This is a genomic window from Methylophaga nitratireducenticrescens (assembly GCF_000260985.4).
GTDB classification, from domain to species: Bacteria; Pseudomonadota; Gammaproteobacteria; order Nitrosococcales; family Methylophagaceae; genus Methylophaga; species Methylophaga nitratireducenticrescens.
Genome location: NC_017857.3, coordinates 1,114,431 through 1,138,331 on the forward strand (window position 1 = coordinate 1,114,431; position 23,901 = coordinate 1,138,331).

The following is a 23,901-nucleotide window of genomic DNA, read 5'->3' on the forward strand; positions in this document are numbered from 1 at the left end:
TAAATGTGAAACCGCAGACTATTTGTAAGATGATAGACTTAGAGTGAAATTATAATCGAAGGACGATAGTGAAAATACTAGTTTATATCGAACCATGGATAGAAAAAGGACACCCAGAATGGAAAAATGCTTGGATTCCTATTTTTATTCAAATATTCAAGAATCTGTTAAGTGTAAATAAGTCAATAGAATGCTATTTCATTATAGGTGATGCCCAAAAGCAATATGTTGACAGTCTGCTTGATATTGGAGTGAAGCATGTTTCCGTAATTGACCAGGCAGAGCTAAGAGCTGTTTTTCAATATTATAACGATGCACAAATTGCTTGGTATAGAAATGAATATACAAAAGAGCAACTGGATAATATGTGCTCCATTATTACTAAAAAAATTAATGGGTTTGTTCCAGATATAATATGGAGCTTTGTATCACCAGTTCCATTTCTTAAAAGCTTATATCCTAATGCTCTTGTGCTATATCAAGAATTAGGGATGTTAGGAAGGAACCCTTATCCTATCTCATGGTATTTGGACCCCCTTGGTACCTTCGGTAACTCTTTCATAGTTAAACATCAGAAAGAAATTGAAGCTGTAAAGATAACATCTAGACAATTAGATAATCTAAACAAAATACGAGACAAATATTTTTCAATAGTAAGGGAGGCTTCACCATATAACAGAAGCCTTCTAGATCCAGAAAATAAATATAAAGCTTTAGTGCTTTTACCATTGCAATATAGCGGTTATTTTATATTTGACGCTGTATGCGAGTATAAATCGCAGTTTGATTTTTTAATTGATAGTTTAGAAAAGATACCAAACGATATTGGTGTGGTAGTTACAGAGCATGTTAATCCTATCTCAGAGCAAATTCTACATCCTAAAACATTAGAATATTTATCTGCGAGATACTCTAATTTTATACATAAAGATGAATTTTCAGAATATCCTTCAACGAGCCAATATTTACTTGACATAGTTGATGGGGTAGTTTCAGTCTCCTCAACTGTCGGTCAGCAAGCACTTTTTTGGGGTAAATCATTATTTACGACATCCAATTCTCAATTAACACCTCTCGCACATTTAGATAAGTTAGAGAGTATTTCAGATTATTATGAAAGTTATTGTTATGAAGATAAAAGTAATATTATTTATTATCTAATGACTCATTATTATATACCACAAGAAAATTATCTCGACAGAGGAGATTGGCTTAGTAAATATATTTCTAATTTATTAGATAAACATAAAAACGGTCTTTCAGAAAGTTTTGAGTTTTTAGAGAAAATTGACTCCGATGACAATATTTTTGAATACTATATGAAAAATGATAAACCATTTGCAAAGCGGTTCCCAAATAGTCGTAAAAAAATAACATCAGGTGGTACCGGAGATATTGAAAAACTTAAAGCGAAAATAAAAAATATTTCTATGGAAAATGAAGGCTTACGGCAAGAAATTGCAGGTATAACAAACTCTAGAGCTTATAAGCTTTCATTAAAAATGGCGAAAATTGCTAGAATAATTAAGAATAAATGCAGATTTAACTTTGAGAAAATGAAATGATTTTAGATTGCACTTTGCGTGATGGTGGTTACTATAATAAATGGGACTTTGATCGTGATCTGGTAAACGCATATTTGAAAGCGATGTCAGATTCAAATGTTGACTATGTCGAGCTCGGGTTTCGAACTCCATTGAAATATAATAAGTATCTTGGACCCTATGCTTATACAAGTGATGAATATATTTCTACATTGGATCTACCTGATAATTTAATGTATGCAGTTATGGTTAATGCCTCAGATTTTTTCCAAAGTGAAGAAATTAAGAAAGATATAGATCGAATTTTTTCTAAAAAAGAAAAATCAAAAGTTTCCCTTGTAAGGGTTGCTGTAAATTCTAAAGAAGCACTAAATAAAAAAATTACTATTTTATTAAACTGTTTAAAAGAAAAAGGATATAAAGTTGCCTTGAATTTTATGCAAGTATCTAGTGTCAGTGAAGAATATCTTGGAGAAATAATTCAGAATGTTCCTAATGAATATGTAGATGTTATATATTTCGCTGATTCATTTGGTGATATGACGCAATCCAAAGTCTATAGGGTTGCCGAAATAATTGGCAATTATTGGTATGGTAGTATTGGCATTCATGCACATAATAATAAGGGGAATGCTTTATCAAATACCTTGACAGCAGCCGCAACTACAAATGTAACATGGTTGGATAGTACTGTATTAGGAATGGGGCGCGGTGCTGGGAATGCCCCTACTGAAATATTATTATTAGAAAGGCATAAGGAAGAGCTTGTTAACTGGAATAGTGAATCAATGTTCTACCTTGTGTATAAATATCTTCAGCCTCTTCACAAAAAATATGGATGGGGCCATAGTTTTCTATTTCACTATGCAGCTGAGTTTTCCATACATCCAAGTTACATTCAAGATCTAACTGCAGATGAATCTTACACTTCTCATGAAATATACAGCGCTCTCACTTATCTGACTGAAAATGAATCACAAAAGTATAATTCAGACTTATTGTTGAGCGTAAACAACCAAACAAAATCTGATGTGGGCTATGGGTATTGGGATCCAACCGAATTGTGGAAAGGTAGGGATGTTTTGATAATTGGTTCAGGTCCGAGTCTAGCAAAATATGCAAAAGATATTGAGTTCTACATAAGAAAAAAAACCCAATAGTATTATCTTTAAATATGCATGAAGAATTAAATCAGAATTTGATCGATGGGATTGTGGCTATCAACCTTAATAAGATTCTCATTGAGTCATACTCTTATAAAACATCAAATAAAATTTTTTATACAAACACTAATGTATTGCCTAGCTCTATTCTAGGCAAGATTAATACAGATAATACACGTAATTATAAATATGAAATAATCAATAATGATTTTCTTGTCTCAGCGACAAAGTGTATTCTTCCTTCGCAGCTATCATTCGCCTATGCAGTAGCAATTGCTATGCAAGCAAATGCAGAGAATATCTACATGGTCGGATTTGATGGTTATAATACAAGTGATGAAAAGCAACAGCAAATGATCGAGTTTATTAGAATTTTAAATGGTAAGTACAATCAACCCTTAACAGCTCTAACACCTACAACATATCAAGTTAAAAATGGTTCGTTATATGAATCATATTAATAATGATGAGTGGGCAATCATTATACCAGCCCGCTATGAATCATCTCGTTTTCCTGGCAAACCATTAGCATTGATTCACAATAAGCCAATGATTATTCGCGTATGGGAAAGATGTCTGGAGAGTTTTGCTTCCATTAATGTTTATGTTGCAACAGATGATAAACGAATTGCTGATTGTTGTGAGGAATACGGTGTCAACTTCATAATGACGAGTAGTGATTGTTTAACTGGTACGGATAGAGTGTATCAGGCAGCTAAAAAACTCAAACTGAAGTACATTATTAACGTTCAAGGTGATGAGCCAATGGTCAGAGCAAGTGATATAGAGCTTGTTCTTGTCGAACTATTAAAACAAGAATTTTCGGTTATCAATGCAATGGCAGTTATTAATAGTGAAGAAGAGTTCAATTCTGTATCTGTTCCTAAAGTAGTATCTACGCCAACTAATTTACTAATGTATATGTCAAGAGCCGCTATTCCCTCCAATAAAAAACAAGTGCTAGTTTCAGCATATAAACAAGTATGTATATATGGTTTTCATATAAATGCTTTAGATGATTTTTCTAAAGTTAAATCGAAAACAAAACTTGAATCTATTGAAGATATTGAAATATTAAGGTTTTTAGAGATTGGGTATAAAGTAAAGATGGTCGAAGTAGATGGTGGAACTATAGCGGTAGATTATCCAGAAGACTTAGCTCGTGTTGAGTCAATAATCAAATGATGGATTATATTTTATACGATTTTGATGGTGTCATTGCAAATACCAATAACTTAAAAATTAATGCATTTGAATATGCATTACGCGATGAACCACCCAATTATGTTAAAAAATTGATTAAATACCATATTGATAATGGTGGTATAACTAGACAGGAAAAGTTTAAATATTATCTTTCATTTATTTCAAAAGAAGACAGTAATGTTAAATACAATAGTTTCTTAAAAGATTTTTCTAATTATTGTCAGATGAACATACATACTATGTCACTAATAAATGGTGTAGATAGTTTTGTTGAAAGCGTGAATGATAACAAAATTCCACAATATATAATTTCAGGCGGTAATCGTGACGAAATTGTATCGTATCTTGATAATAAAAATTTACTCAAGTATTTTACAGTAATATATGGAAATCCTACACCAAAGAGAAGTAGTATGTATGAGCTTTATAAAAATTATTGTAATGGACAAGGAGTCTATTTTGGTGATGCAAAATTAGATTATGAATTAGCCAGACAGTATGGTATGAAATTTGTTTTTGTTAAGAGGTTTTCTGATTGGATAGAATGGAATGAAGTGTTGCAAGCTAAGGATGTAACTATTATTGACGATTTTGACAATATAGATTTTAACTTTGTATCAACATTAGAGTTCTATAAATGAAAGGTGTTAACTTAGTAGGATGGCCGTTTTTGAAGGCTGGTATAGGCGAGCACTTTAGGAATGTGGCTTCGGGTTTTGATTCTGCAGATTTTGATTACAGTGTGACAGATACATTAGAGCAGTGTTTTAATAGTACCGAGTTTTTTAAAAATGATGATTTTAAGTTAAAAAGTAAGTCTTCAAATTTAAACTCATTTGATATAAATATACTTAATCTTAATCTTAATCATTTGCCCAGAATAAATAAAAATATTTATAATAATAAATATAACATTTGTTATGGATATTATGAGCTATCCGAGTTGCTTGAACAGTTTGCTGATTATGAGTCATATATTGATGAGTATTGGGCACCGACTGCATTTATTCAAAAAGTAATATCTAGGAAGCTAACGGTTCCAGTAGTTCACATGCCGATTCCAATTAATATCACTGGTCCGCGTAAATCAATTAGAAAAAAGCTGAACTTACCAGAGAAAGCTTTCTTATATTTAACTTCTTTTGATATGCGTTCTTTGATAGAAAGAAAGAATCCTCATGCAGCGATTGATTCATATATTTCTGCTTTTAAGCAAGTTTCTGCTAATACAGGGTTAGTTATAAAGGTTAGTTTAAAAGATGGCGTAGCAAGTCAAGTTAATGAGTTTCTTTCATTGAAAGAATATGCAAAAGGTCGCGAGGATATACATTTCATTACTAATATAATGGAGCGAGAAGAAATTCTCGACCTTATTAATAGTTGTGATTCCTATATCTCCCTACATCGTGCTGAGGGACTAGGTTTGGGCATGGCTGAGGCAATGGGAATGGGAAAGCCAGTTATTGCAACTGCGTACTCTGGAAATATGGAATTTATGACATCCTTTAATTCATGTTTAGTTGATTATCGCCTAATTAAAGATCCAACACATGAAAAAATGTTACCAAACCAAGATGTTGTAGGAGATTTTTTTTGGGCTGATGCAGATATTGAAAGTGCTTCATATCTGATACGTAAAGTTTTTATTGATAACGATTTCAGACTGCAAATCTCAAAATCTGCTCGCAATGATATTTTATTTAATTATTCGTCTGAAAAAATTGGATTTCAGTATGAAAGAAGATTAGACATTATCAGAAGAAAAATTTTAAATAATAGGTGAGTTTTATAATGATTGATATATTTGGAATTATTGATAAATTACTCGACAATAGAAAGATTGTTTTTTTTGATATCGGTGGGGCAGGTGGCTCTCACCCACGATGGGAACTTTTAAGTAACCACATTGAAATTTTTTATTCAGAGCCAAATTCAGATAGTTACGAAAAGCTACAAACTCTAAATAGTAAAAAATTTAATTATGCAATTGGTGATAAAAAAGGAAAAAATTTACTTTTTATTACTTCTAAAGATGAATGTTCATCCATTTTACGTCCTAACTTTACCTTTTTAAATAATTTCCCCAACCCCGATAGATTCAATATAGTCTCAGAGCAATCGATTGAAGTAACAACTATTGATGATTTTTCAAAAATCATAGATAAAAAAATTCATGCTTTGAAAATTGATGTTCAAGGAGCTGCATACCAAGTATTAAATTCTGGAAGACAAGTTATTTCAAACGATTCACTTTGTGTGGAAGTAGAAACTGAGTTTTGTGAAGTTTATGCTGGTCAGCAACTTTTTCCTGAAATTTTCAATTATCTTATTGAATTTGGCTATAAACTTGTCGATATAAATCCAATTAGATGGAAGCGTAATAGCACTACAAATATCGGTAGTGAGATTGTTTTTTGCGATGCACTTTTCGTAAAAGATCCTGAACTTATTTCAAATGATCGAGAAAAGCTTAGTAATCTATGTGTACTTTTGATGGCCTATGGTAATTTCAATTATGCATTTTCTATAATCGAAAAATATTGTTTGATTGAAAGTTTTGAAGAAATTTCTAAAAACATTAATGATATGGAATCAATTATTGAGCAATATAATTTAAATTTTTCAGATGGACAATTTTTTGCAGAGTTAAAAAGATTGCACAAAAAGTTAGACATAAATAAATATGAAAATGATTCTCTTAGAGAAAAAATTGATAAATTAGTTTCAAATATTAATTCTTGCAATAAGGATAACTCTGTGTTGAGAGAAAAATACAAAAGTTCACAAGATGAGGTTGTTGCTCAAAGAGATAAATTAGTTAAGTTAAGAACAGATTTGAAGTTGTCTAACTCAAGTAACTTTGAACTAAGAGAAAAGTATAAGTATCTGAATGATGAACTTTTGCTTTTAAAAAATAAGCATCATTTATAATTTTATTGGATTTATTTAAAGTTGATTATGAAAAGAATAGCCATTGTTACAGGAATCACAGGTCAGGATGGAGCATATTTGGCAGAGTTACTGTTGGAAAAAGGCTATGAAGTTTATGGTACTTATCGACGCACTAGTTCTGTGAGTCTATGGCGTATTGAAGAGTTAGGGATTGAACAGCATAAAAATCTGCATTTGGTTGAGTATGATCTAACGGATTTATCGGCCAGTATTCGATTATTGGAAAATACCGGTGCGAATGAAATTTATAATCTTGCGGCTCAAAGCTTTGTTGGTGTGTCATTTGACCAGCCTATCACTACGGCTGAGATTACCGGTTTAGGTGCAGTAAATTTGCTTGAAGCAATTCGGATCGTTAATCCAAAAATCCGCTTTTATCAAGCTTCTACTTCAGAAATGTTTGGTAAAGTGCAATCAATTCCACAAACTGAAGAGACGCCCTTTTATCCACGTAGCCCTTATGGTGTTGCAAAGTTGTATGCTCACTGGATGACGATTAATTATCGTGAGTCATACGATATTTTCGCTTGTAGCGGTATTTTATTTAACCACGAGTCCCCTTTAAGAGGGCGGGAATTTGTTACGCGAAAAATCACCGATAGTGTTGCCAAAATCAAGCTGGGTAAACTAGAAGTTCTGGAATTAGGCAATCTTGATGCTAAGCGTGACTGGGGTTTTGCTAAAGAATACGTGGAAGGCATGTGGCGGATGTTGCAAGCTGATGAGCCGGATACCTTTGTGCTTGCAACCAATCGCACCGAAACCGTGAGAGATTTTGTTGCAATGTCATTTAAAGCGGTTGGTATTAATCTCTTTTTTGAAGGTAATGCTGAAGATGAGATTGGTATTGAGCAATCAACGGGTAAAACATTAGTTAGAGTAAATCCTAAATTTTATCGACCAGCTGAAGTTGAGTTGTTGATTGGTGATGCGGCTAAAGCTAAACATGTATTGGGTTGGACTCCAAAAACATATTTGGAAGAGCTATGTGTCATGATGGTTGAGGCAGATTTGCGCCGTAATAAGCGGGGTGTCTCTTTCTAAATCCATTGAGCTTGTATTCATACTAGGATTTTTAATTTAGGGTAATAGCCATTGCTCTTAATAGCTCTGTTTAATTACGAATTTCACAAAACGGACTTTTAAAATTTTAAAATCATCAATTAAAGGTTACTCGATGCGGGTATTAGTCACTGGATTAGGCGGTTTTACCGGTCAATATGTTGAAAGAGCTTTATTGAAAGCCGAACACGAGGTCGTTGGTATCTCAGCAAATTTGCTAGATATTGACAGCTTAACCACCGAAATAAAATCTAAGCAGCCTGAGGCGGTCATTCATTTAGCTGCCATTGCATTTGTGGCTCATGGGAATGTTGATGAAATCTACCAGGTTAATCTCATAGGTACTCGTCACTTGCTTGCTGCGTTGGCACAACATACTCCCAATATTAAAAAAGTGGTTATTGCCAGTAGTGCTAATGTTTATGGAAACACAGAGGGAACATTAGATGAAACAGCAATTCCTGCTCCTGCGAATGATTACGCAGTGAGTAAGTTGGCAATGGAATATATGGTTCAATTATGGCATAAGAAATTACCAATAATATTGGTAAGGCCATTTAATTATACGGGCGTGGGCCAGACTGAGAACTTCCTGATACCAAAAATTGTTTCGCATTTTAAAGAAAAAGCTAAAAACATAGAACTCGGCAACCTTGATGTATGGAGAGATTTTGGCGATGTCAGATCAGTGGCTGATGCTTATGTTCAGTTACTGACAAAAGCACCTGTTGGTGAGACGGTTAATCTTTGCTCGGGTGAGCTTTATGCATTACGAGAGATAATTGAAATGTGTCAGCAACTCACCAATCATAATTTGTCAGTCACAGTTAACCCCGAGTTTGTTAGAGCTAGCGAAGTAAAAAGGCTGTGTGGTGACAATACTAAATTGAAGACTTTTTTACCCGATTGGCAAATGCCTAAATTAAAGGAAACGCTCGAATGGATGCTCAAGGAGTAATGGGTTTTTGAAAGTACTTATTGATGTTGATGCACTGATACCGCCATTATCAGGCATAGGAAGATACACGTTTAATCTGGTTTCTGCACTACAATCATCTAATGCCATCAAGGAATTGAGATATGTACAGGCAGGTAAAATAGTAAATGAATTGGAACCATCAGAAACTGCTAACGCTGCGAGACATCTCGCCCGGAAATTGCCTTTAAAATCATTAGTACGTTCTGCCCGACAATTTTACATAGCGCAGCGGTTTGAAAAACATTCTCGTGTTATGTCAGACTTTATATATCATGCACCAAACTATATGCTCTTGCCTTTTAAAGGACATTCGGTGGTGACGATTCATGATTTGTCTTTTTTGAGGCACCCTGAGTTTCACCCTGAGGATCGCGTACTTTTTTGGAAAAAAAATATATATAAGGTGATGAATCGAGCTGATCAGATCATTACTGATTCAGAATTTCAGCGTCGAGAAATCTGTGAGCTGCTAAATGTTGATGAAAGCATAGTTTCAAGTATTCATTTGGGGGTCGAAAAAGAGTATCACCCATATGACGAATCTGAATGTTCAGAAATTCTGCAAAAATATGACTTAAGATATAAACAATTCAATTTAGTCGTTTCCACTATTGAACCTAGGAAAAATTTCCGACGAATTATTGAGGCATTTACTGCTTTACCAGATTACTTAAAAGCCTCGTATCCACTTGTCATTGTAGGGGACAAAGGATGGTTGAGCGCTGATATACATGTAGAAATTGATAAATTGATTATTGCAGGTTACGCAAAAAAACTGGGGTATGTCGCGGAGAATGAATTGCCAAAACTTTATGCAGCGGCATCAGTATTTATTTACCCGTCTTTATATGAAGGTTTTGGCCTGCCAGTCCTTGAGGCTATGGCTTGTGGTACGTGCGTTTTGACTTCAGACACGACTTCCATCCCTGAAGTAGCTGGTGATTCTTGTATGTTAGTTAATCCCTATTCCATTGATGCTATCAAAACTGGCTTGGAACTATTGTTATCAAACCAATCTTTACAAGAAGAATATGGTGTATTAGGAATAAACCAGGCAAAAGAGTTCACTTGGGAAAAATGCTTGAATGAAACTTTATCCATATATCAAAAAGTGACTTGATAATGGAAAAAAAAATTCGTGTTTTACATGTATTCAAAACATACTTTCCGGATTCATTTGGTGGAGTTGAGCAGGTAATTTATCAAATCGCACGAGGGTGTGATGAGCTTGATATTGAAACGAAAATCTTGGCACTAAGTGATAATCCTGAGCCTGCTGAAGTGGAGGTGTATAAACATAGGGTTCATCGTTGTAAACAGTATTTAAATATCGCCTCTACAGGATTTTCATTTGAGGTTTTTGATAAGTTTAAGCAATTAAGTAAATGGGCTGATGTAATTCATTATCATTACCCATGGCCTCTAATGGACGTTTTACATTGTTTATCAGGCGTAAATAAACCCTCAGTAGTAACTTATCATTCTGATATTGTGCGCCAAAAAGTGTTACTCCATCTCTACAGACCCCTTAGAAATAAATTTCTAGGTAAGGTGGATAGAATAGTAGCGACTTCACCTAATTATTTAAAAACAAGTTATGCACTTCAACGCTTTCGGAATAAAGTGGATGTAATCCCTATTGGTTTGAATAGGCAGGCATACCCCGAACCTAAACCTGAATTGTATGAATACTGGCGCAACAAAGTTGGTGAAAAGTTTTTTCTGTTTATTGGTGTGCTTCGATATTATAAAGGCTTACATATTTTAATTGAGGCTGCAGAAGATACCGAATATCCAATTATTATTGTTGGCGCAGGACCGGTTGAAGCAGAGCTTAAGCAACAAGTTCATGAGAGTGGAATTAAAAATATACATTTTGTTGGCCCGGTTTCAGATATGGATAAATCAGCGTTGCTAGATTTGTGTTTTGGTGTTGTCTTTCCATCACATCTTCGTTCAGAAGCTTTTGGTATTTCGCTTTTAGAAGGTGCCATGTATGGTAAGCCAATGATTTCCAGTGAGATAGGTACTGGTACTACTTATATCAACATTGATCAACTAACCGGGCTCGTTGTGCCTCCAGCTGATCCGAACGCATTAAGTAAAGCCATGAATTGGTTGTGGGCTCATCCGAAAGAGGCATCGGAAATGGGAGTTAGGGCGAAAAAAAGATATGAAGAACTGTTTACAGCTGAAGAGATGGTTAAAAAATATGTGATGATGTATCAGAGCTTAGTGAGATCATCGTGTTAGTTTAGTGTAGACAAATATAATAGTTATTTAGTATTACTAAGAAGTCTTTCATAAATCTTTATTACTTCAGCAGGTGTACCGTTAGCAATGGTTTTGCCTGATTCAATAACAACTGCTCTGTCGCATAACCTGAGAATTTGGGAATGGGCGTGCGAAACTAATAATACGGTTTGATTGGATTGGATTTTGGCAATCATGGCTTTTTCAGCCTTTTCTCTAAAGTCTCTATCGCCCACACTTAAGACTTCGTCAATTAACAACACATCTGGGCTGATGATTGTACTTACGGAAAACCCGAGTCTGGTACGCATTCCAGATGAATAGGTGTGTACAGGTTCAAAGAAAAAGTCTTCAAGACCAGAAAACTCGTGTATCTCGTCAAGTTTTGTTTCAACTTCACTCCGACTATAGCCTTGCAACATACCGCTAATGATAGCGTTATCCCTACCACTCAGATTCTGATCAAATCCTGCTTGCAGTGCTAATAATGAGACGGATATATTATTGTTGGTTATGGTGCCCGTATCCGGTTTAATAATGCCTGAGATCAGTTTAAGTAATGTCGACTTTCCGGCACCATTTCTTCCTAAAATTCCGAGAGTTTCTCCTGGAAATATATCAAGATTAATTGATTTTAAAGCTTCATAATATTGAGTTCTACGGAAAAGGCTTCCTGCACGTTTATAACGGACTGCTACATCTTGAAGCGAAATGACGGGGTCTATTTGCATCATGAAAGAACTACCCTTGGGAAAATATAACGCAATTTTTTGTATGATATCAGCGTCAATGCACAGCCTATAATTGAAATGACTGCCCAAATTCCCATAGTAGAAAAGTCGGGGTATATACCTTCGATGAAAATTTCTCGGTAGCATTTGATGATAAAAGCCATAGGATTCAAAAGAAACAGCTCTTGCCATTTTTCCGGAATGCTCTCATAACTGTAAAAAATTCCAGACATGAACATGACAAATGTAAGACCGGTTGAGACAATGTGACTGATGTCACGAACAAAAGGAACTAAAGCTGCAAGTATACAACCAAACATTACAATTAGTAGCGTTTGCAGCAAGATAACTGGTACTAGAGTTAGCCAGTGGAGCCCGGGTGGATATCCTTGTAACCAGACAAAGGCGAATAATACGAGAAAAACGGGAATTTGCTTCAAGCTGGCCTGCACGAGGCTGACTAGGGGAAAAACAATTGATGGAATAGCTATCTGTAGCATTAATCCCTGACCGGTAATAATACTGTTACTACTATTGGAGACCGCTTTGCTAAACCACATCCAAGGAATTAGTCCGGTCAGTAAAAAAGTGATGAATCCTTCTCCTCCACGTTGTAATAAAAAACCGAAGACCAGAAAATAAATGATCATGTGCAATAAAGGCTCAATAACCCACCAAAGATAACTAAGGTAGTTACGTTGTGTTTCCGAGCGTAGATTAAAGATGGCTTTGGTCCAGATTAGTTCCATCAATCCCGTCAGCGTTGCATGACGATGGCGTCGGTTGTGAAACGAGTAGATATTTACTTCTTCAGAATCTGTTAACAGTTCTTCGCCGTATTCGCGGGCTAATTTTAATTTTCGCGCGAGCTTTAAATCACCAGACTTTTCTGCCGATTCGGCCGCTAAGATATAGCCTGCCGGGTTTTCAGGAAAGAGTTTGCGAAACGCCGCCCAGCGTTTCAGCGCCGTATGCCAGTCCTGCTGTTGCATGGCGATTTCAGCATATTGTTTGTGGGGTTTGGGATGGCTTGGCACAAGTTCACGGGCTTTTGCATTGAAAACTTCTGCTTCGTCATATAGCCCTTTCCTGAGGGCGCAGTCACTGGATTGCAGCCAAATTTCAAGTATTTTAGGATGTTGCTTTCGTGCTGTTTCGAATAATTCTGCAGCAAGTTGAATTTCGCCTTGGGCGAGACGAATCCTTGCGCCATGCAATAAAGTATTTGGATTATTGGGAAAACGTTCACTAGCAAGTTGGTGAATTTTTTCAGCGGTTTCCACATCCTTTGCCTGCAGGCACGCGTCAATTGCACCAAACCAAACCTGAGCTTGATTCGGATAGGCCCGCTGCAATATATCCCAACGTTTGGCTGCCATCCTCCAATCGCCTTTTCTAGACGCTTCTCTGGGCCAATCAAGAACCTCTTCAATCGGAGGGAGCGGTGAAGAAAATGATGGAGACGGAGGGCTGGTGATCAAATTCACTCTCACGGATTGTTATATTAAAGCGAGATTATAACGGAATTGAGCATAGCTTTGATGGTAAAGTTACCTTAATTTGTTGCTTGTCACCTTATTATGTATTTGCTAAGTGGCTTTTAAACAGTGCGAGCCTCTGGCGAAAACAAAGCTTTGATAGTTGAGCGGATTATTGCAATACGTTATCTTGTTAATGTTATTCAAACAGTTATCGGCAAAGGGGCGGGCGACAGGGTTCGTAAAGATAACTAACAAACCTGATGAGCTTGAAACATCGTAGTTTCTGCAATGCTCATCAAAATCTAACTGAAGCTTAAGGAGAATCGCCTGTGGAAAGGGAGAATATTGTCTGGCATTTGCATAAAGTCAGCAAAGCGGATCGAAGTCAGCAGAAAAAACAGCGCTCTGCCATTTTATGGTTTACCGGTTTAAGTGCTTCGGGTAAATCCACTATCGCCGGGGCAGTAGAGCAGGCTTTGTTTGAGTTAGGACATCATACCTATTTGCTGGATGGGGATAACGTCAGGCATGGGTTGAATAAGGATCTGGGATTTTCGGATGAGGATCGGGTTGAAAATATTCGTCGTATCGGTGAAATGGCGAAATTGTTTGCTGATGCCGGTTTAATTGTCTTAACCGCTTTTATTTCACCTTTTCGTTCTGATCGCCGTTTGGTGCGTGATCTGGTGGAAGCTGATGAATTCGTCGAAGTGTACATGGATACACCGCTCAGTGTGTGCGAGCAGCGAGATCCGAAAGGTCTCTATCAAAAAGCCCGGCGCGGCGAGATTAAAAACTTCACCGGAATTGATTCTGAATACGAAGCTCCCGAAGCGGCTGAAGTCACATTGAATACTGCAGAATGTGATGTTTCTGAATGTGTCGCACAGGTTATTGAGTATTTACGCACCCATAACATTATTCACACCTAGGTTTTTATGCGATTTATTGATGTATTTAATGGCGATGCCGATGGCATCTGTGCGCTGGTACAATTACGACTGGCCGAACCGAGAAATTCAGAATTAGTCACGGGTATTAAGCGAGATATTAATCTGCTTAAAAAAGTGCAGGCTGATGTAGGCGACAAGCTGACGGTACTGGACCTCTCGATGGAAAAAAATGCCGCGGATTTAATGCGATTGCTGGAGGCGGGGGCAGAAGTCTTTTACGCCGATCATCACCAACCCGGGGAGATCCCACAACATGCTGGTTTATCTGCCCATATCGATATGGCTGCTACGACCTGCACCTCATTAATCATTGATAAGTACCTTAATGGACAATTTCATCAGTGGGCTATCACTGCTGCTTATGGTGATAATCTGACTGCCGTTGCAGAGCAGCTTGCTGATGAAGCCGGCATGACTTTCGAGCAACGTGAAGAAGTAAAATCGCTGGGGGTTTATCTGAATTACAACGGCTATGGTGCCAATATCGACGATTTGATATTTCACCCGGCTGAGCTATTCAAGCAATGTGTCGCTTACGCTTCACCATTTGATTTTATCCATGAAAACCGTGCCGCCTACGAAAAACTCTCTACGGGCTATAACGACGATATGCGTGCTGGCCTGACCATCGCTCCTAAATACCAAACCGAAAAACTGGCCGTTATCTGCTTGCCAGATGAAAAGTGGGCCCGTCGTGTCAGCGGCGTGTTAGGCAATGAATTGGCCAATCAGTTTCCGGATCGTGCTCATGCGATTGTGTCGGTAAAAGATGCTGATCATTATCTGGTGAGTCTGCGTGCCCCGAATTCCAATCGTAGCGGCGCAGATGAAATTGCCGGTCAATTTCCCACCGGGGGAGGACGTAAAGCCGCCGCAGGTATTAATGCCCTACCAATGCAACAATTGTATAAACTGATTGAAGCAATGGAAAAACACTATGCTTAACGATAATTTACGTGATCTATTTCTCAATTGCCTACTGCTTCACTGGAACTAAAGCAGTAAATTATCTTACTCTTTGACTGCAGCTCTGGAGAGCTGAATTTAATTAAAAACAAGGAGTATGGAAAGATGTTAAAAAAATGGATCATTTCGTTATTACTGGCTTTTTCACTCGTATCATTTTCTGCGTTAGCTGCTGATAAAATAAATATCAACACCGCGTCAGCAGATGAATTGCAGCTGCTCAATGGCGTGGGGCCCTCTACTGCCAATGCTATTGTTCAATATCGTGAACAGAACGGTGCATTCACACAAGTTGAAGATTTGGTAAATATCAAAGGGATCGGTGAGAAAAAAGTAGCCAAGATTGCAGAGAATGTAACTGTCTCTGACTAGGCTGACGTATCTTTAATGAAAAGGTGAGGCTGACAACCTCACCTTTTTTATACTCCTTGTGGATTGTAATTCACTTTGTCAGCAACAATGTAAAAATCTCCTTACAGCAATTGAATTTTGTCTCCCTGAAAATTGCTATTCAAAATGACATTCATCCCAGTATGAGTATAATTCTTTATTTATTAATTTCAGCTTGAAATACATGCCCATTGAACCACCCCAGTTAAAAAAATTACGCAAAGATCTTGGTCTAACCCAAGCTGAAGCTGCTGAATCAGTACGTGTAGAACGTCAAACATGGATTAGTTGGGAGCGTGATGCAAATAAACCGACAGCGCGATCCATCCCCGATGGATTATTAGAATTGTTTTGCATAAAATATAAAGTTAATTACAGAGTGCTTGACAAAAAAGTATACATCGTATACCATTAGTTTCAAATGTTACCTGCCTATCGGGCAGTTTTTTTTGCTACCATAGGTATACATTGTAAACTACTTGGGATCAATTTATGTCACTCTTACAAAAATCAGAATTAGGCGCATTACTAAGTTTTGAACGTACAGCCCCCTTCTTAAATGATGTTTCAATCCAGCAAATGACCGATCTTGCTTGGGCCGCTGGCTTCATTGATGGTGAAGGATGGATTGGAATTGCACGTCAAACACGCAAAGGCTATGACACGATTACACATCGTTTGAAAGTAGCAATCACACAAAACAATCTCGAAGTGCTTGAACATTTAAAAAACGTAATTGGCGAATCTGGAGCAATCACAAAGGGTGTCAGAACCGAAAAAATGAATCGCCAAAGTTATGCGTTGGTCTTTGATAGTCAGCATGCACTAAATGCCATTCGTAAAGTCCGTCCATTCTTGAAGCGAAAAAGTCATGAGGCGGATGCCGTCTTTGCCATGTGGGAGGAAGGTCTCATGGGCAAGCGTCCAGGGGCGAAAGGATGGCCACCGGAAATATACAAAATTCGTGAAAAGTGGGCACAGAAAATATCACGCTTGAAATGAATTATTCACATGCCCCTGCCGGGCGGTTGGGGCATGCAATCATTTTAAAGAGAAAAGTCATGGCTAAATCCACTTTTGAAAATTTCATCGAAAAAGCAGAATTAAATGAAACACATTCTTCGAACTTGCTTGAGGAAGAAACGTATTCTGCAAAACGTGAAAGAGTCGCTGTGATACCAAAAAATCATCACATCATTTATGACAAATCAGTAGTCACACGTGAGTATGACAAGGAAGTTAGCGGTAAACGCAAAAAAATTCTTCGGGATTTATTAGAAGAGCCAAATCATAAACCGATTGCATCTTTTGAAAATGAAATAATCGATGATCTTGATAAATTGGGCAAAAAATTTGGTAATTTCAGTGACGTTATCAATCTGTGTAAAAACGCATTATGGCTGGGAAGCCTGGAAGCACCAAAGTTGTTTTCTATACCTCCCCTGTTACTTTCAGGTCCTCCTGGAGTAGGAAAGACTCGATTTATTTCAGAGTTGGCGGCAGTACTCGGCACAGATTTCTTTTCGTTAGATTTCTCTACGGTTTCATCTAGCTTTGTGGTTGCCGGAGGAGCTAGCTCATGGAGTGAAAGCAAACCGGGTTTTGTTAGTAACAGCATGAGAAATAGTCGTTATGCGAATCCCATCATCATGCTTGATGAGCTCGACAAAGCGTCTGTTGATTCTCGACATGATCCTATGGGGCCAATGTATAGCTTATTAGAAAAGCATACGGCTAAGCGGTTTGTTGATGAGTATCTGGAAATTCCTTTTGATCTCAGCTCGGTGATATGGATCGCGTCAGCCAATTATCCTGAGCGTATCCCACAGCCCATACGATCTCGGATGCTGGAAATCCCCATCTCTAATCCAACATCAGAACAATCAAAAACCATAATCTCTTCTATTTACAAAGAGCTTTTGCTAAACCCGTGGGGAAAACATTTTTCAGTTGAACTCGATACTAAAGTCATTGAGAAACTTTCAAAGCTACCACCACGTATTGCCAGGATCCAACTTGAAAATGCTATGGCGAATGCAGTTCGACGTTCAAAAGCAAAAGTGCGGCCTGTTGTGATTCTCCCCAAAGATGTGTTGATTTCTTCCACTAAACCAAAATCAAAAGGCATGGGGTTTCTGGCAGAAATCTAAATGGCACCTACATTATAAAAATGTCGTTGCCATTAATTAATTTACAAGGAGAAAGTAATGTTATTTGGTTTACCTCGTGCAGATATTCAACTGGTCGATTGGAATATCATTTGTTTAAATTTACCTTCAGGAGAAACAGGGGAATTTTTTATTGGCTATAGCTTGAAAGATCAACTAGGCCGTTTTAGTACGCCAATAGTTGAGTATGACGATACAAACTGTTTCGGTAAAACGCAATCAGGTTCTGTTTATACCTTAATTGGTCCTCCAGGCCATCCTTGTATAGATGGAATGTACGTTTTAGATGAATTGTTCGGAAAAGAGCATATTCAACGAGAGCTTTTCTCCAAAAAAGCATCCGGTATTGTTCGTTTTAAATATCCTGTTGATACATCATCAGAATAGTTGCACTTAAATTGGTAACGGATAGGGATATTATGTATGGATAATAAAATTACACTTTTTCACTGGAACATATTGGAGTTACCAGATAACCAAGCTATTTTTGTTGGGTTACAGCATCGACCAGAGCGAGATAATATACAAAAGCACGATATTACTGCTGATATTCTTCTAAATTATTCTTTTCGACAAAGCACCGCTATTCAGCTGTTTGATGAAATCACAGGCCAAGGTGTTACACGTTCAGGCAGACAATATCATTGTCTTGGGTTACCCAGCGATCCAAAAAATTTAATTAGAATGATGGTTAAGTTAAAGTTTGGTTTATTGCCCTGTAGGTTTAGATATGAATTTAAACAAAACTCTTAAACATCAAAGAGCAATCCAAAAGATGCCTACGTATAAACGTTATCAAAAACTCACCGCTTCGCCAATTTTGAATCTCGCGAGTTCAAATTTGAAGTACAACGCCTGACTCGAAGAATAACCTGAGCAGATTTCTGTTATTCATGCCATTTTCTGGAACGGTAGTTCAACCGTTCCACTACTGGTAGGGAGCCTGTCGTGTAATAGTGTTGAAGTTGAAGTCCATGCTTTTGGGGAAGTAATACGGATTAGGCCATTGGTATTCTCATTGGTACCGCTCACTGACGCAGAGGTATGGTAAGCGTTGACCCGTTACACCCTAGACAGCTTCGCTCACAGCTGGTTGGCTAAGGTCAATATTCCAGGGCAGCAATTGCTCGACCTGGTTGATGGGCGTGTTGTTGATGCGTTTGAGCACAGCGGTGAGGTAGGCTTTGGGATCAATGCCGTTAAGCTTGGCCGTCCCGAGGATACTGTATAACGCAGCCCCATAATGCCCACCCTCTTCAGAGCCAGCAAACAGATGGTTTTTACGACCGAGCGCCAGCGGCCGGATAGCCCGCTCAGCGGCATTGTTGTCGATTTCAACACAACCATCTTCAAGGTACAGCACCAGGCTCTCCCATTGCTTGCGGGCATAATTAATCGCCTTGCCAAGGCCTGAGCCTTTGGCACATTCCCGCAGCCTTGAATCAAGCCACGCTTTAAAGTCAGCCATTAATGGCGCAGCCTGTTGTTGCCGGATTTGCAGTCGCTCATCCGGTGGCCTGCCGTTAATGCTGCGTTCAATACGATACAAGGCTTCTATCCGCTTAATGGCTTCCCTGGCCACGGGACTGTCGGTGGCTTCGGCTATTTCATAAAACTTGCGCCGCACATGTGCCAAGCAGCCGGCGCGGGTGATACCGCGTTGCACCGCAAGGTTATAGCCTGCATAGGCATCAGCCTGTATCACACCCTTAAAGCCTTTGAGGTGTTGTAACGGTTCCTGACCTTTGCGTGACGTGCTGTACTGGAACCACACCGCCGGTGGCGCTTTACCTGAAAATGGCCGGTCATCACGCACATAATTCCAATAACGGCCAGTCAGGGTTTTGCCATTGCCCGGTTTCAAGGTCGGCGCCGTGGTGTCATCTGCATGCAGTTTATGACCTGCCATCACATGCTCTCGGATAGCGCCTACCAATGGCTTAAGTAAAGCACCGGCCCGGCCCACCCAACCTGCGAGCGTTGAACGGTCAAGATCAATGCCTTCGCGCTTGAACCGCTCAGCCTGGCGATACAATGGCAGGTGGTCCGCGTATTTATCGACAATGACCTGGGCGATTAAGGCAGAACTTGCCATGCCTTTATCAATGACCCGTTCCCGGGCTGGGGCTTGCACAATACGCTCGCAAGACTTGCAACTGTATTTGGGACGAACGATTTTAATCACCCGGTATTGGGCGGGCATCACATCCAGCAGCTCGGACACCTCTTCACCGGCCGCCTTCATCGCCTTGCCACAATCAGGGCAATCACAACTGGCAGGTACCTGTTGTTGAACCGTGCGGGGCAAATGGGCGGGCAACGGCTTACGGGCCCGTGGCACTTCCTGAGTAGCCGGTTTCTCTGTTGCCGGCAGTTCTATCGCCGCAATGGCGGTTTCCGTGTCCTCAATCAATAAATCCAGCTGGGTCGTGTCTTGCTGCTTTTCAGAGGAGCGACCAAAACGCTGACGAAGCAGTGCTTGTAAACGCAACCTCAGGGTCTGGTTCAGGCGTTTTTCAGTCTCAAGCTGCACCTGCAAATCAACCAGCATTTGTTTCAATGCAGTGGGGTCATCGGGCAGCGGTTTTGACTGAAAATTCATACGGTTATTATACCGCAAAATACAGCGTAAAGCCCCATTTTTACTCACTTTCAGGCAATTATCTTGGGCCTTGATGTGCGCTTTGGTGCGCGCCAGTCAATACCTTCGAGCAGCATCGATAACTGGGCATAAGTGAGGTGGATTTTCCCGGCGTTTGCCGATGGCCAGATAAACCGGCCCTGTTCCAGTCGCTTGTAATACAATGACAAGCCCTGTCCATCCCACCACAGCACTTTGACCCGGTCACCCCGGCGGCCCCGAAAGATAAACACCTGACCTGAAAACGGGTTTTGTTTGAGCTGAACCTGCACCAAGGATGCCAGACCATCAAAGCCTTTTCGCATATCGGTATGGCCGGCTACCAGCCATATTCGCGCACCACCCGGAATATTCATGTCAACATCTGCACAAGATGTGACAACAATGTCCGGGATGGATCGTTAAGCCTGAGCGTATGGCCGGTGCTCAATAAAACCTCTATCTCACCGTTTAGCCAATCATCACTCTGAACGCCAGGCTCAACAGCAAACTCGGTTGATGTAACACTGACCGGTAATAGTCGCGTCGTCTGAGCCGTCCAGGCGGCACCGTCTCGATATTCCTTTATCCAGCGCGCCAGTTGATTGGCATTAATATCGTGTGCCCGCGCTATCGCGGCTTTGGAATATTCACCCGATAATGCAGCTTTGACGATGTTTAACTTCTGCTCATTGGTGTAACGTCGCCTTGGTAACTTCGCATGATAATTCATGTGTTAGATCCCCATCTAAATTTAAATGGGGATCTAAACAAGTGTCGTTCAATTCCGGTAGGGTGTGCTCAGTGGACGCTTACGAGGGATGAACGTCATAGAAGTTAGCACGTAAAGGCTTTGCAATTATCCCGTGACGGGCAGACTCGTTGTCGTTGTCGTTGTCGTTGTCGTTGTCGTTGTCGTTGTCGTTGTCGGAGATGATGACGTACTCCCAGAGTAGCGTGGTCATGATTCGGCTCAATGCTGTAGCATTTTTACGCTCGACCTTAGGGGGGCAGTTTCCAAGTGTTGTTGACACAATTTCCTTTCGTCCAAACTGACGATGGCTTTTTGTTGTATTGCCCGATGATGGTATCCGCTTCCCAATAACCGAGCCGGCTACTTTAATTCGTCGATCGCAATGCGTCATTCAATCGAGAGTCAATTTGGGATACTGCCACAGCTTTTGTGCTTGCCGAAACGCTTACGACACAGCATCTAACACGAAACAGTGGCCAGCAGCGAACCATCCGTATACTTATCGACCTAGAGTTCCGCTAGTATACTGATGATAGCATGGTTGCTGATCGGATCAGGAGGCCAGCTTTTCCGGTGCGAACCGCCAAGTGACCTTATCTATTGTGTAGGTATTCATGACTTGATGAGCTCCCCTGAAGTAATGTGTCTGTTTTGGATAAATTCGTAATGGAGAAACTACCTTCACAAGGTCATACTTTGGCACGCTTGTCCGTCATAGAGTGGGTAGCAGAGCGTCTGCTAACACGGATCGACCAAGCTGCACTGGGAATTGAATCACCTTTGGCAGCCATGGAGGCGCTATTCATGCGCCATATCGCGTTTGTGGCCGATCATCCCGGAGTCCCCAAAATGATGATGGTGAACTTCAGCGTGTCGAATCAACGCCAGCCAAGCGCATGATACAGACCTTAATTAAGCATTATAGAGAGCGTTTACATCGACTTATCGACAAGGCCAAGAAAAGCGGCGAATTGTCCTCCACCCTAGATAACCAAGCTACGGTTACGCTGTTCATTGGCACCATTCAAGGCTTAGTCATGCAATCGCTACTGGCCGGCGACATGGAAGGTATCCGTCATGATGCGCCACGAGTATTCAAAATTTATCGTTGTGGCATAGAAAATTCGTAATGTAAAACTTACCTTTACACCATTATACTTTGACGCTCTTGGCCGTTATCATTCCACTGCTTGCATTGTTCAGGAATTTAATGAATGAAATCATTGAAATAAAAATAGAACATACTCTTATAGTTAACAGCGCTTAATCATGGGACTTTAAAAGCTCTAACCACTAGCGTTAGGGCCCCAGACCTTGATACGGTTACTTATTTGAAATGTTTCTTATATGCTTCAAGCTCTCCTTTTATCTTGATAGCAGAGTTTTTTGCGGTCTCATGATCTTCTGCTTTGGCAAGATTATGAACAGTTGGAATGTAGTCCGTTAGAAAAATATGAAGCTGCTCATGGGCTTTGCCTTCCATAGTACAACCTTCAATCAGCACGTCGAGTTGTGCCTCCAGCTGGGCACCCACTGCATTCAAGCTGGCGAGGGTTGAATGATCAGCGCCCAAAAAGGTTTCTTCCATCTTTGATGCCATCTTTCGTGTATGGTCATCCATTTCCCATCGGTCACCATTATTAAGACTAAGTTCACTAGTCATCGCCTTATTATGATTACTATGTGCATTATCGCCTGCCAGAACCACACCACTCATTAAACATGAGGTGATTAAGACAGTAATGAGTTTGTTTTTCATGGTGTATCCCCTATTTGATTTCATGATTTATCGTAAACTACTATAATAACCACGTCTGCTGCGGTTGATAATCAAATTCTGACTGATGGCGGAAGAATTTCGCTTAAGAACGTTGGTAATCCCTCTTACTTCCTTCAAAGCGTAATGTTGGGTAGGAATTCTTCTGGGATGAGGTGGGCGTGTAATTTACCTTCGCAGCAAGCTCGACTTACGTATCAAAAAAGTTGCTATTAAAGCAGAGCGCTCTCCAAATTAGTGTTCTTCAAATTAACACTACATCAATGAATTCTCAGTTTTTAAATTAAAAAAGCTACCTACAGAAATATGGTGTCTCATGTCATGAGTTTTGAAAACCTCTTTAGTGATCAAAGGTAAGTACTACTTACGTTAATGCGACAAAATATTATGTCGCTTGCACGATCACTGGAACATTAAGTCATAACGTCGCTTAGCATATTATTTGACCTAATTTGTTGGTCCCTATATGGGGGACATTCGGGAATTTTAATCAGTTAATTGTAAGCTATGTGTTAAATGAGATGAGAGAGTCATACACTTAATACAGATCGCTATTTTCATGAGGCGAGTTACACGGAAGCACCTTATCCGAACACCCCTAAAACATATCGATTCTGATTTTGAGCCTCTACTAAAATATTGTGAATTAAATTTTGCGCAAAAATTACCAAAAACACTTCAGTACATGCTCTTAAATAAATAAATTTCAGAGTAAAATTTAATCAAAAACACACATTTATTCATATTGCACTCACAAAAGTCACTTACAAGCGTTAACTGTTTAAAGACTGCTATATAAGTAAATGCTAATTATTTAAATATTAAAAGACTACTTACGTTAATGCGACAAAATATTATGTCGCTTTAGCGTTTACAAATTTACAATTTATATCGTCAATAAA

General features: G+C 39.1%; 27 protein-coding genes. 20 read left to right on the plus strand and 7 right to left on the minus strand.

From position 1 onward, the window contains the following. Positions 1-68 precede the first annotated feature (68 nt). The 11 genes from Q7A_RS05355 (at position 69) to Q7A_RS05405 (ending at position 11,159) form a co-directional block, all read left to right on the plus strand. Positions 69-1,565, plus strand: coding sequence for a hypothetical protein (locus Q7A_RS05355; RefSeq protein WP_014706315.1), 1,497 nt, complete (start codon positions 69-71; stop codon positions 1,563-1,565). Continuing rightward, positions 1,562-2,704 carry a beta/alpha barrel domain-containing protein gene (locus Q7A_RS05360; RefSeq protein WP_089418506.1) on the plus strand — a complete coding sequence of 381 codons (1,143 nt, stop codon included), beginning with the start codon at positions 1,562-1,564 and terminating at the stop codon, positions 2,702-2,704. The genes Q7A_RS05355 and Q7A_RS05360 overlap by 4 nt, the downstream gene beginning before the upstream one ends. Before the next feature lie 14 nt (positions 2,705-2,718). Next, positions 2,719-3,168 (plus strand): hypothetical protein, encoded by a 450-nt coding sequence (locus Q7A_RS05365; protein WP_041354407.1) that lies wholly within the window; start codon positions 2,719-2,721, stop codon positions 3,166-3,168. After that, positions 3,155-3,892 carry a 3-deoxy-manno-octulosonate cytidylyltransferase gene (locus Q7A_RS05370; protein WP_014706317.1) on the plus strand — a complete coding sequence of 246 codons (738 nt, stop codon included), beginning with the start codon at positions 3,155-3,157 and terminating at the stop codon, positions 3,890-3,892. Before Q7A_RS05365 ends, Q7A_RS05370 begins: the two co-directional genes overlap by 14 nt. After that, positions 3,889-4,554 (plus strand): HAD family hydrolase, encoded by a 666-nt coding sequence (locus Q7A_RS05375; RefSeq protein ID WP_014706318.1) that lies wholly within the window; start codon positions 3,889-3,891, stop codon positions 4,552-4,554. Before Q7A_RS05370 ends, Q7A_RS05375 begins: the two co-directional genes overlap by 4 nt. Further along, positions 4,551-5,696 (plus strand): glycosyltransferase family 4 protein, encoded by a 1,146-nt coding sequence (locus Q7A_RS05380; protein WP_014706319.1) that lies wholly within the window; start codon positions 4,551-4,553, stop codon positions 5,694-5,696. Before Q7A_RS05375 ends, Q7A_RS05380 begins: the two co-directional genes overlap by 4 nt. A gap of 8 nt (positions 5,697-5,704) precedes the next feature. Further along, positions 5,705-6,844: an FkbM family methyltransferase gene (locus Q7A_RS05385; RefSeq protein ID WP_089418507.1), complete on the plus strand. Its 1,140-nt coding sequence runs from the start codon at positions 5,705-5,707 to the stop codon at positions 6,842-6,844. 27 nt (positions 6,845-6,871) lie between these two features. Next, a complete protein-coding gene (gene gmd / locus Q7A_RS05390) occupies positions 6,872-7,909 on the plus strand; it encodes a GDP-mannose 4,6-dehydratase (protein WP_041354408.1) in 1,038 nt (345 codons plus the stop codon). A gap of 133 nt (positions 7,910-8,042) precedes the next feature. After that, entirely contained in the window at positions 8,043-8,885 is an 843-nt protein-coding gene (locus Q7A_RS05395) for an NAD-dependent epimerase/dehydratase family protein (protein ID WP_014706322.1), read from the plus strand. Between the two features lie 7 nt (positions 8,886-8,892). Then, entirely contained in the window at positions 8,893-10,026 is a 1,134-nt protein-coding gene (locus Q7A_RS05400) for a glycosyltransferase family 4 protein (RefSeq protein ID WP_014706323.1), read from the plus strand. Between the two features lie 2 nt (positions 10,027-10,028). Further along, positions 10,029-11,159 (plus strand): glycosyltransferase family 4 protein, encoded by a 1,131-nt coding sequence (locus tag Q7A_RS05405; RefSeq protein WP_089418508.1) that lies wholly within the window; start codon positions 10,029-10,031, stop codon positions 11,157-11,159. A 23-nt stretch (positions 11,160-11,182) separates the two neighbouring features. On the opposite strand, the gene Q7A_RS05410 is transcribed toward Q7A_RS05405, so the two are convergent. Then, positions 11,183-11,893, minus strand: a complete 711-nt coding sequence (locus tag Q7A_RS05410) for an ABC transporter ATP-binding protein (protein WP_014706325.1) — start codon at positions 11,891-11,893, stop codon at positions 11,183-11,185. Next, complete coding sequence (locus Q7A_RS05415; protein WP_084227444.1) at positions 11,890-13,383, minus strand: tetratricopeptide repeat protein; 1,494 nt, start codon at positions 13,381-13,383, stop codon at positions 11,890-11,892. Before Q7A_RS05415 ends, Q7A_RS05410 begins: the two co-directional genes overlap by 4 nt. Positions 13,384-13,700: 317 nt before the next feature. Here Q7A_RS05415 and cysC point away from each other — a divergent pair, with 317 nt between their 5' ends. The 7 genes from cysC (at position 13,701) to Q7A_RS05455 (ending at position 18,601) form a co-directional block, all read left to right on the plus strand. Further along, positions 13,701-14,303 (plus strand): adenylyl-sulfate kinase, encoded by a 603-nt coding sequence (cysC, locus tag Q7A_RS05420; protein ID WP_014706328.1) that lies wholly within the window; start codon positions 13,701-13,703, stop codon positions 14,301-14,303. A 6-nt stretch (positions 14,304-14,309) separates the two neighbouring features. Beyond that, complete coding sequence (locus Q7A_RS05425) at positions 14,310-15,269, plus strand: DHH family phosphoesterase (RefSeq protein ID WP_014706329.1); 960 nt, start codon at positions 14,310-14,312, stop codon at positions 15,267-15,269. A 126-nt stretch (positions 15,270-15,395) separates the two neighbouring features. Further along, positions 15,396-15,662 carry a ComEA family DNA-binding protein gene (locus tag Q7A_RS05430; RefSeq protein WP_014706330.1) on the plus strand — a complete coding sequence of 89 codons (267 nt, stop codon included), beginning with the start codon at positions 15,396-15,398 and terminating at the stop codon, positions 15,660-15,662. 510 nt (positions 15,663-16,172) lie between these two features. Then, on the plus strand, positions 16,173-16,682 hold the full coding sequence (locus tag Q7A_RS05440; RefSeq protein ID WP_014706331.1) for an LAGLIDADG family homing endonuclease: 510 nt from the start codon (positions 16,173-16,175) through the stop codon (positions 16,680-16,682). Between the two features lie 59 nt (positions 16,683-16,741). Next, positions 16,742-17,830, plus strand: a complete 1,089-nt coding sequence (locus tag Q7A_RS05445) for an AAA family ATPase (RefSeq protein WP_014706332.1) — start codon at positions 16,742-16,744, stop codon at positions 17,828-17,830. Positions 17,831-17,887: 57 nt separating this feature from the next. Beyond that, positions 17,888-18,235, plus strand: a complete 348-nt coding sequence (locus tag Q7A_RS05450; RefSeq protein WP_014706333.1) for a hypothetical protein — start codon at positions 17,888-17,890, stop codon at positions 18,233-18,235. A gap of 36 nt (positions 18,236-18,271) precedes the next feature. After that, positions 18,272-18,601, plus strand: coding sequence for a hypothetical protein (locus Q7A_RS05455; protein WP_041354411.1), 330 nt, complete (start codon positions 18,272-18,274; stop codon positions 18,599-18,601). Between the two features lie 316 nt (positions 18,602-18,917). Here the strand turns inward: Q7A_RS05455 and tnpC are convergent, their stop codons facing one another. The 4 genes from tnpC to Q7A_RS15175 form a co-directional block, all read right to left on the minus strand. Beyond that, positions 18,918-20,450 carry an IS66 family transposase gene (gene tnpC, locus Q7A_RS05460; RefSeq protein WP_014706334.1) on the minus strand — a complete coding sequence of 511 codons (1,533 nt, stop codon included), beginning with the start codon at positions 20,448-20,450 and terminating at the stop codon, positions 18,918-18,920. Between the two features lie 50 nt (positions 20,451-20,500). Further along, positions 20,501-20,845, minus strand: a complete 345-nt coding sequence (gene tnpB / locus Q7A_RS05465; RefSeq protein WP_014705938.1) for an IS66 family insertion sequence element accessory protein TnpB — start codon at positions 20,843-20,845, stop codon at positions 20,501-20,503. Then, complete coding sequence (tnpA, locus tag Q7A_RS05470) at positions 20,842-21,201, minus strand: IS66-like element accessory protein TnpA (RefSeq protein WP_014706335.1); 360 nt, start codon at positions 21,199-21,201, stop codon at positions 20,842-20,844. The genes tnpB and tnpA overlap by 4 nt, the downstream gene beginning before the upstream one ends. Positions 21,202-21,280: 79 nt before the next feature. Then, the gene (locus Q7A_RS15175; RefSeq protein WP_169712023.1) at positions 21,281-21,433 is read right to left on the minus strand and encodes a hypothetical protein; all 153 of its coding nucleotides are present in this window, start codon (positions 21,431-21,433) and stop codon (positions 21,281-21,283) included. Positions 21,434-21,888: 455 nt separating this feature from the next. Here Q7A_RS15175 and Q7A_RS15370 point away from each other — a divergent pair, with 455 nt between their 5' ends. Further along, on the plus strand, positions 21,889-22,122 hold the full coding sequence (locus Q7A_RS15370) for a hypothetical protein (protein ID WP_052501226.1): 234 nt from the start codon (positions 21,889-21,891) through the stop codon (positions 22,120-22,122). Further along, positions 22,119-22,352, plus strand: a complete 234-nt coding sequence (locus Q7A_RS15375; RefSeq protein WP_052501227.1) for a TetR family transcriptional regulator C-terminal domain-containing protein — start codon at positions 22,119-22,121, stop codon at positions 22,350-22,352. Before Q7A_RS15370 ends, Q7A_RS15375 begins: the two co-directional genes overlap by 4 nt. 197 nt (positions 22,353-22,549) lie before the next feature. Here Q7A_RS15375 and Q7A_RS05480 read toward each other — a convergent pair whose 3' ends face one another. Beyond that, a complete protein-coding gene (locus tag Q7A_RS05480) occupies positions 22,550-22,981 on the minus strand; it encodes a hypothetical protein (protein ID WP_014706336.1) in 432 nt (143 codons plus the stop codon). Between the last annotated feature and the right edge of the window lie 920 nt (positions 22,982-23,901).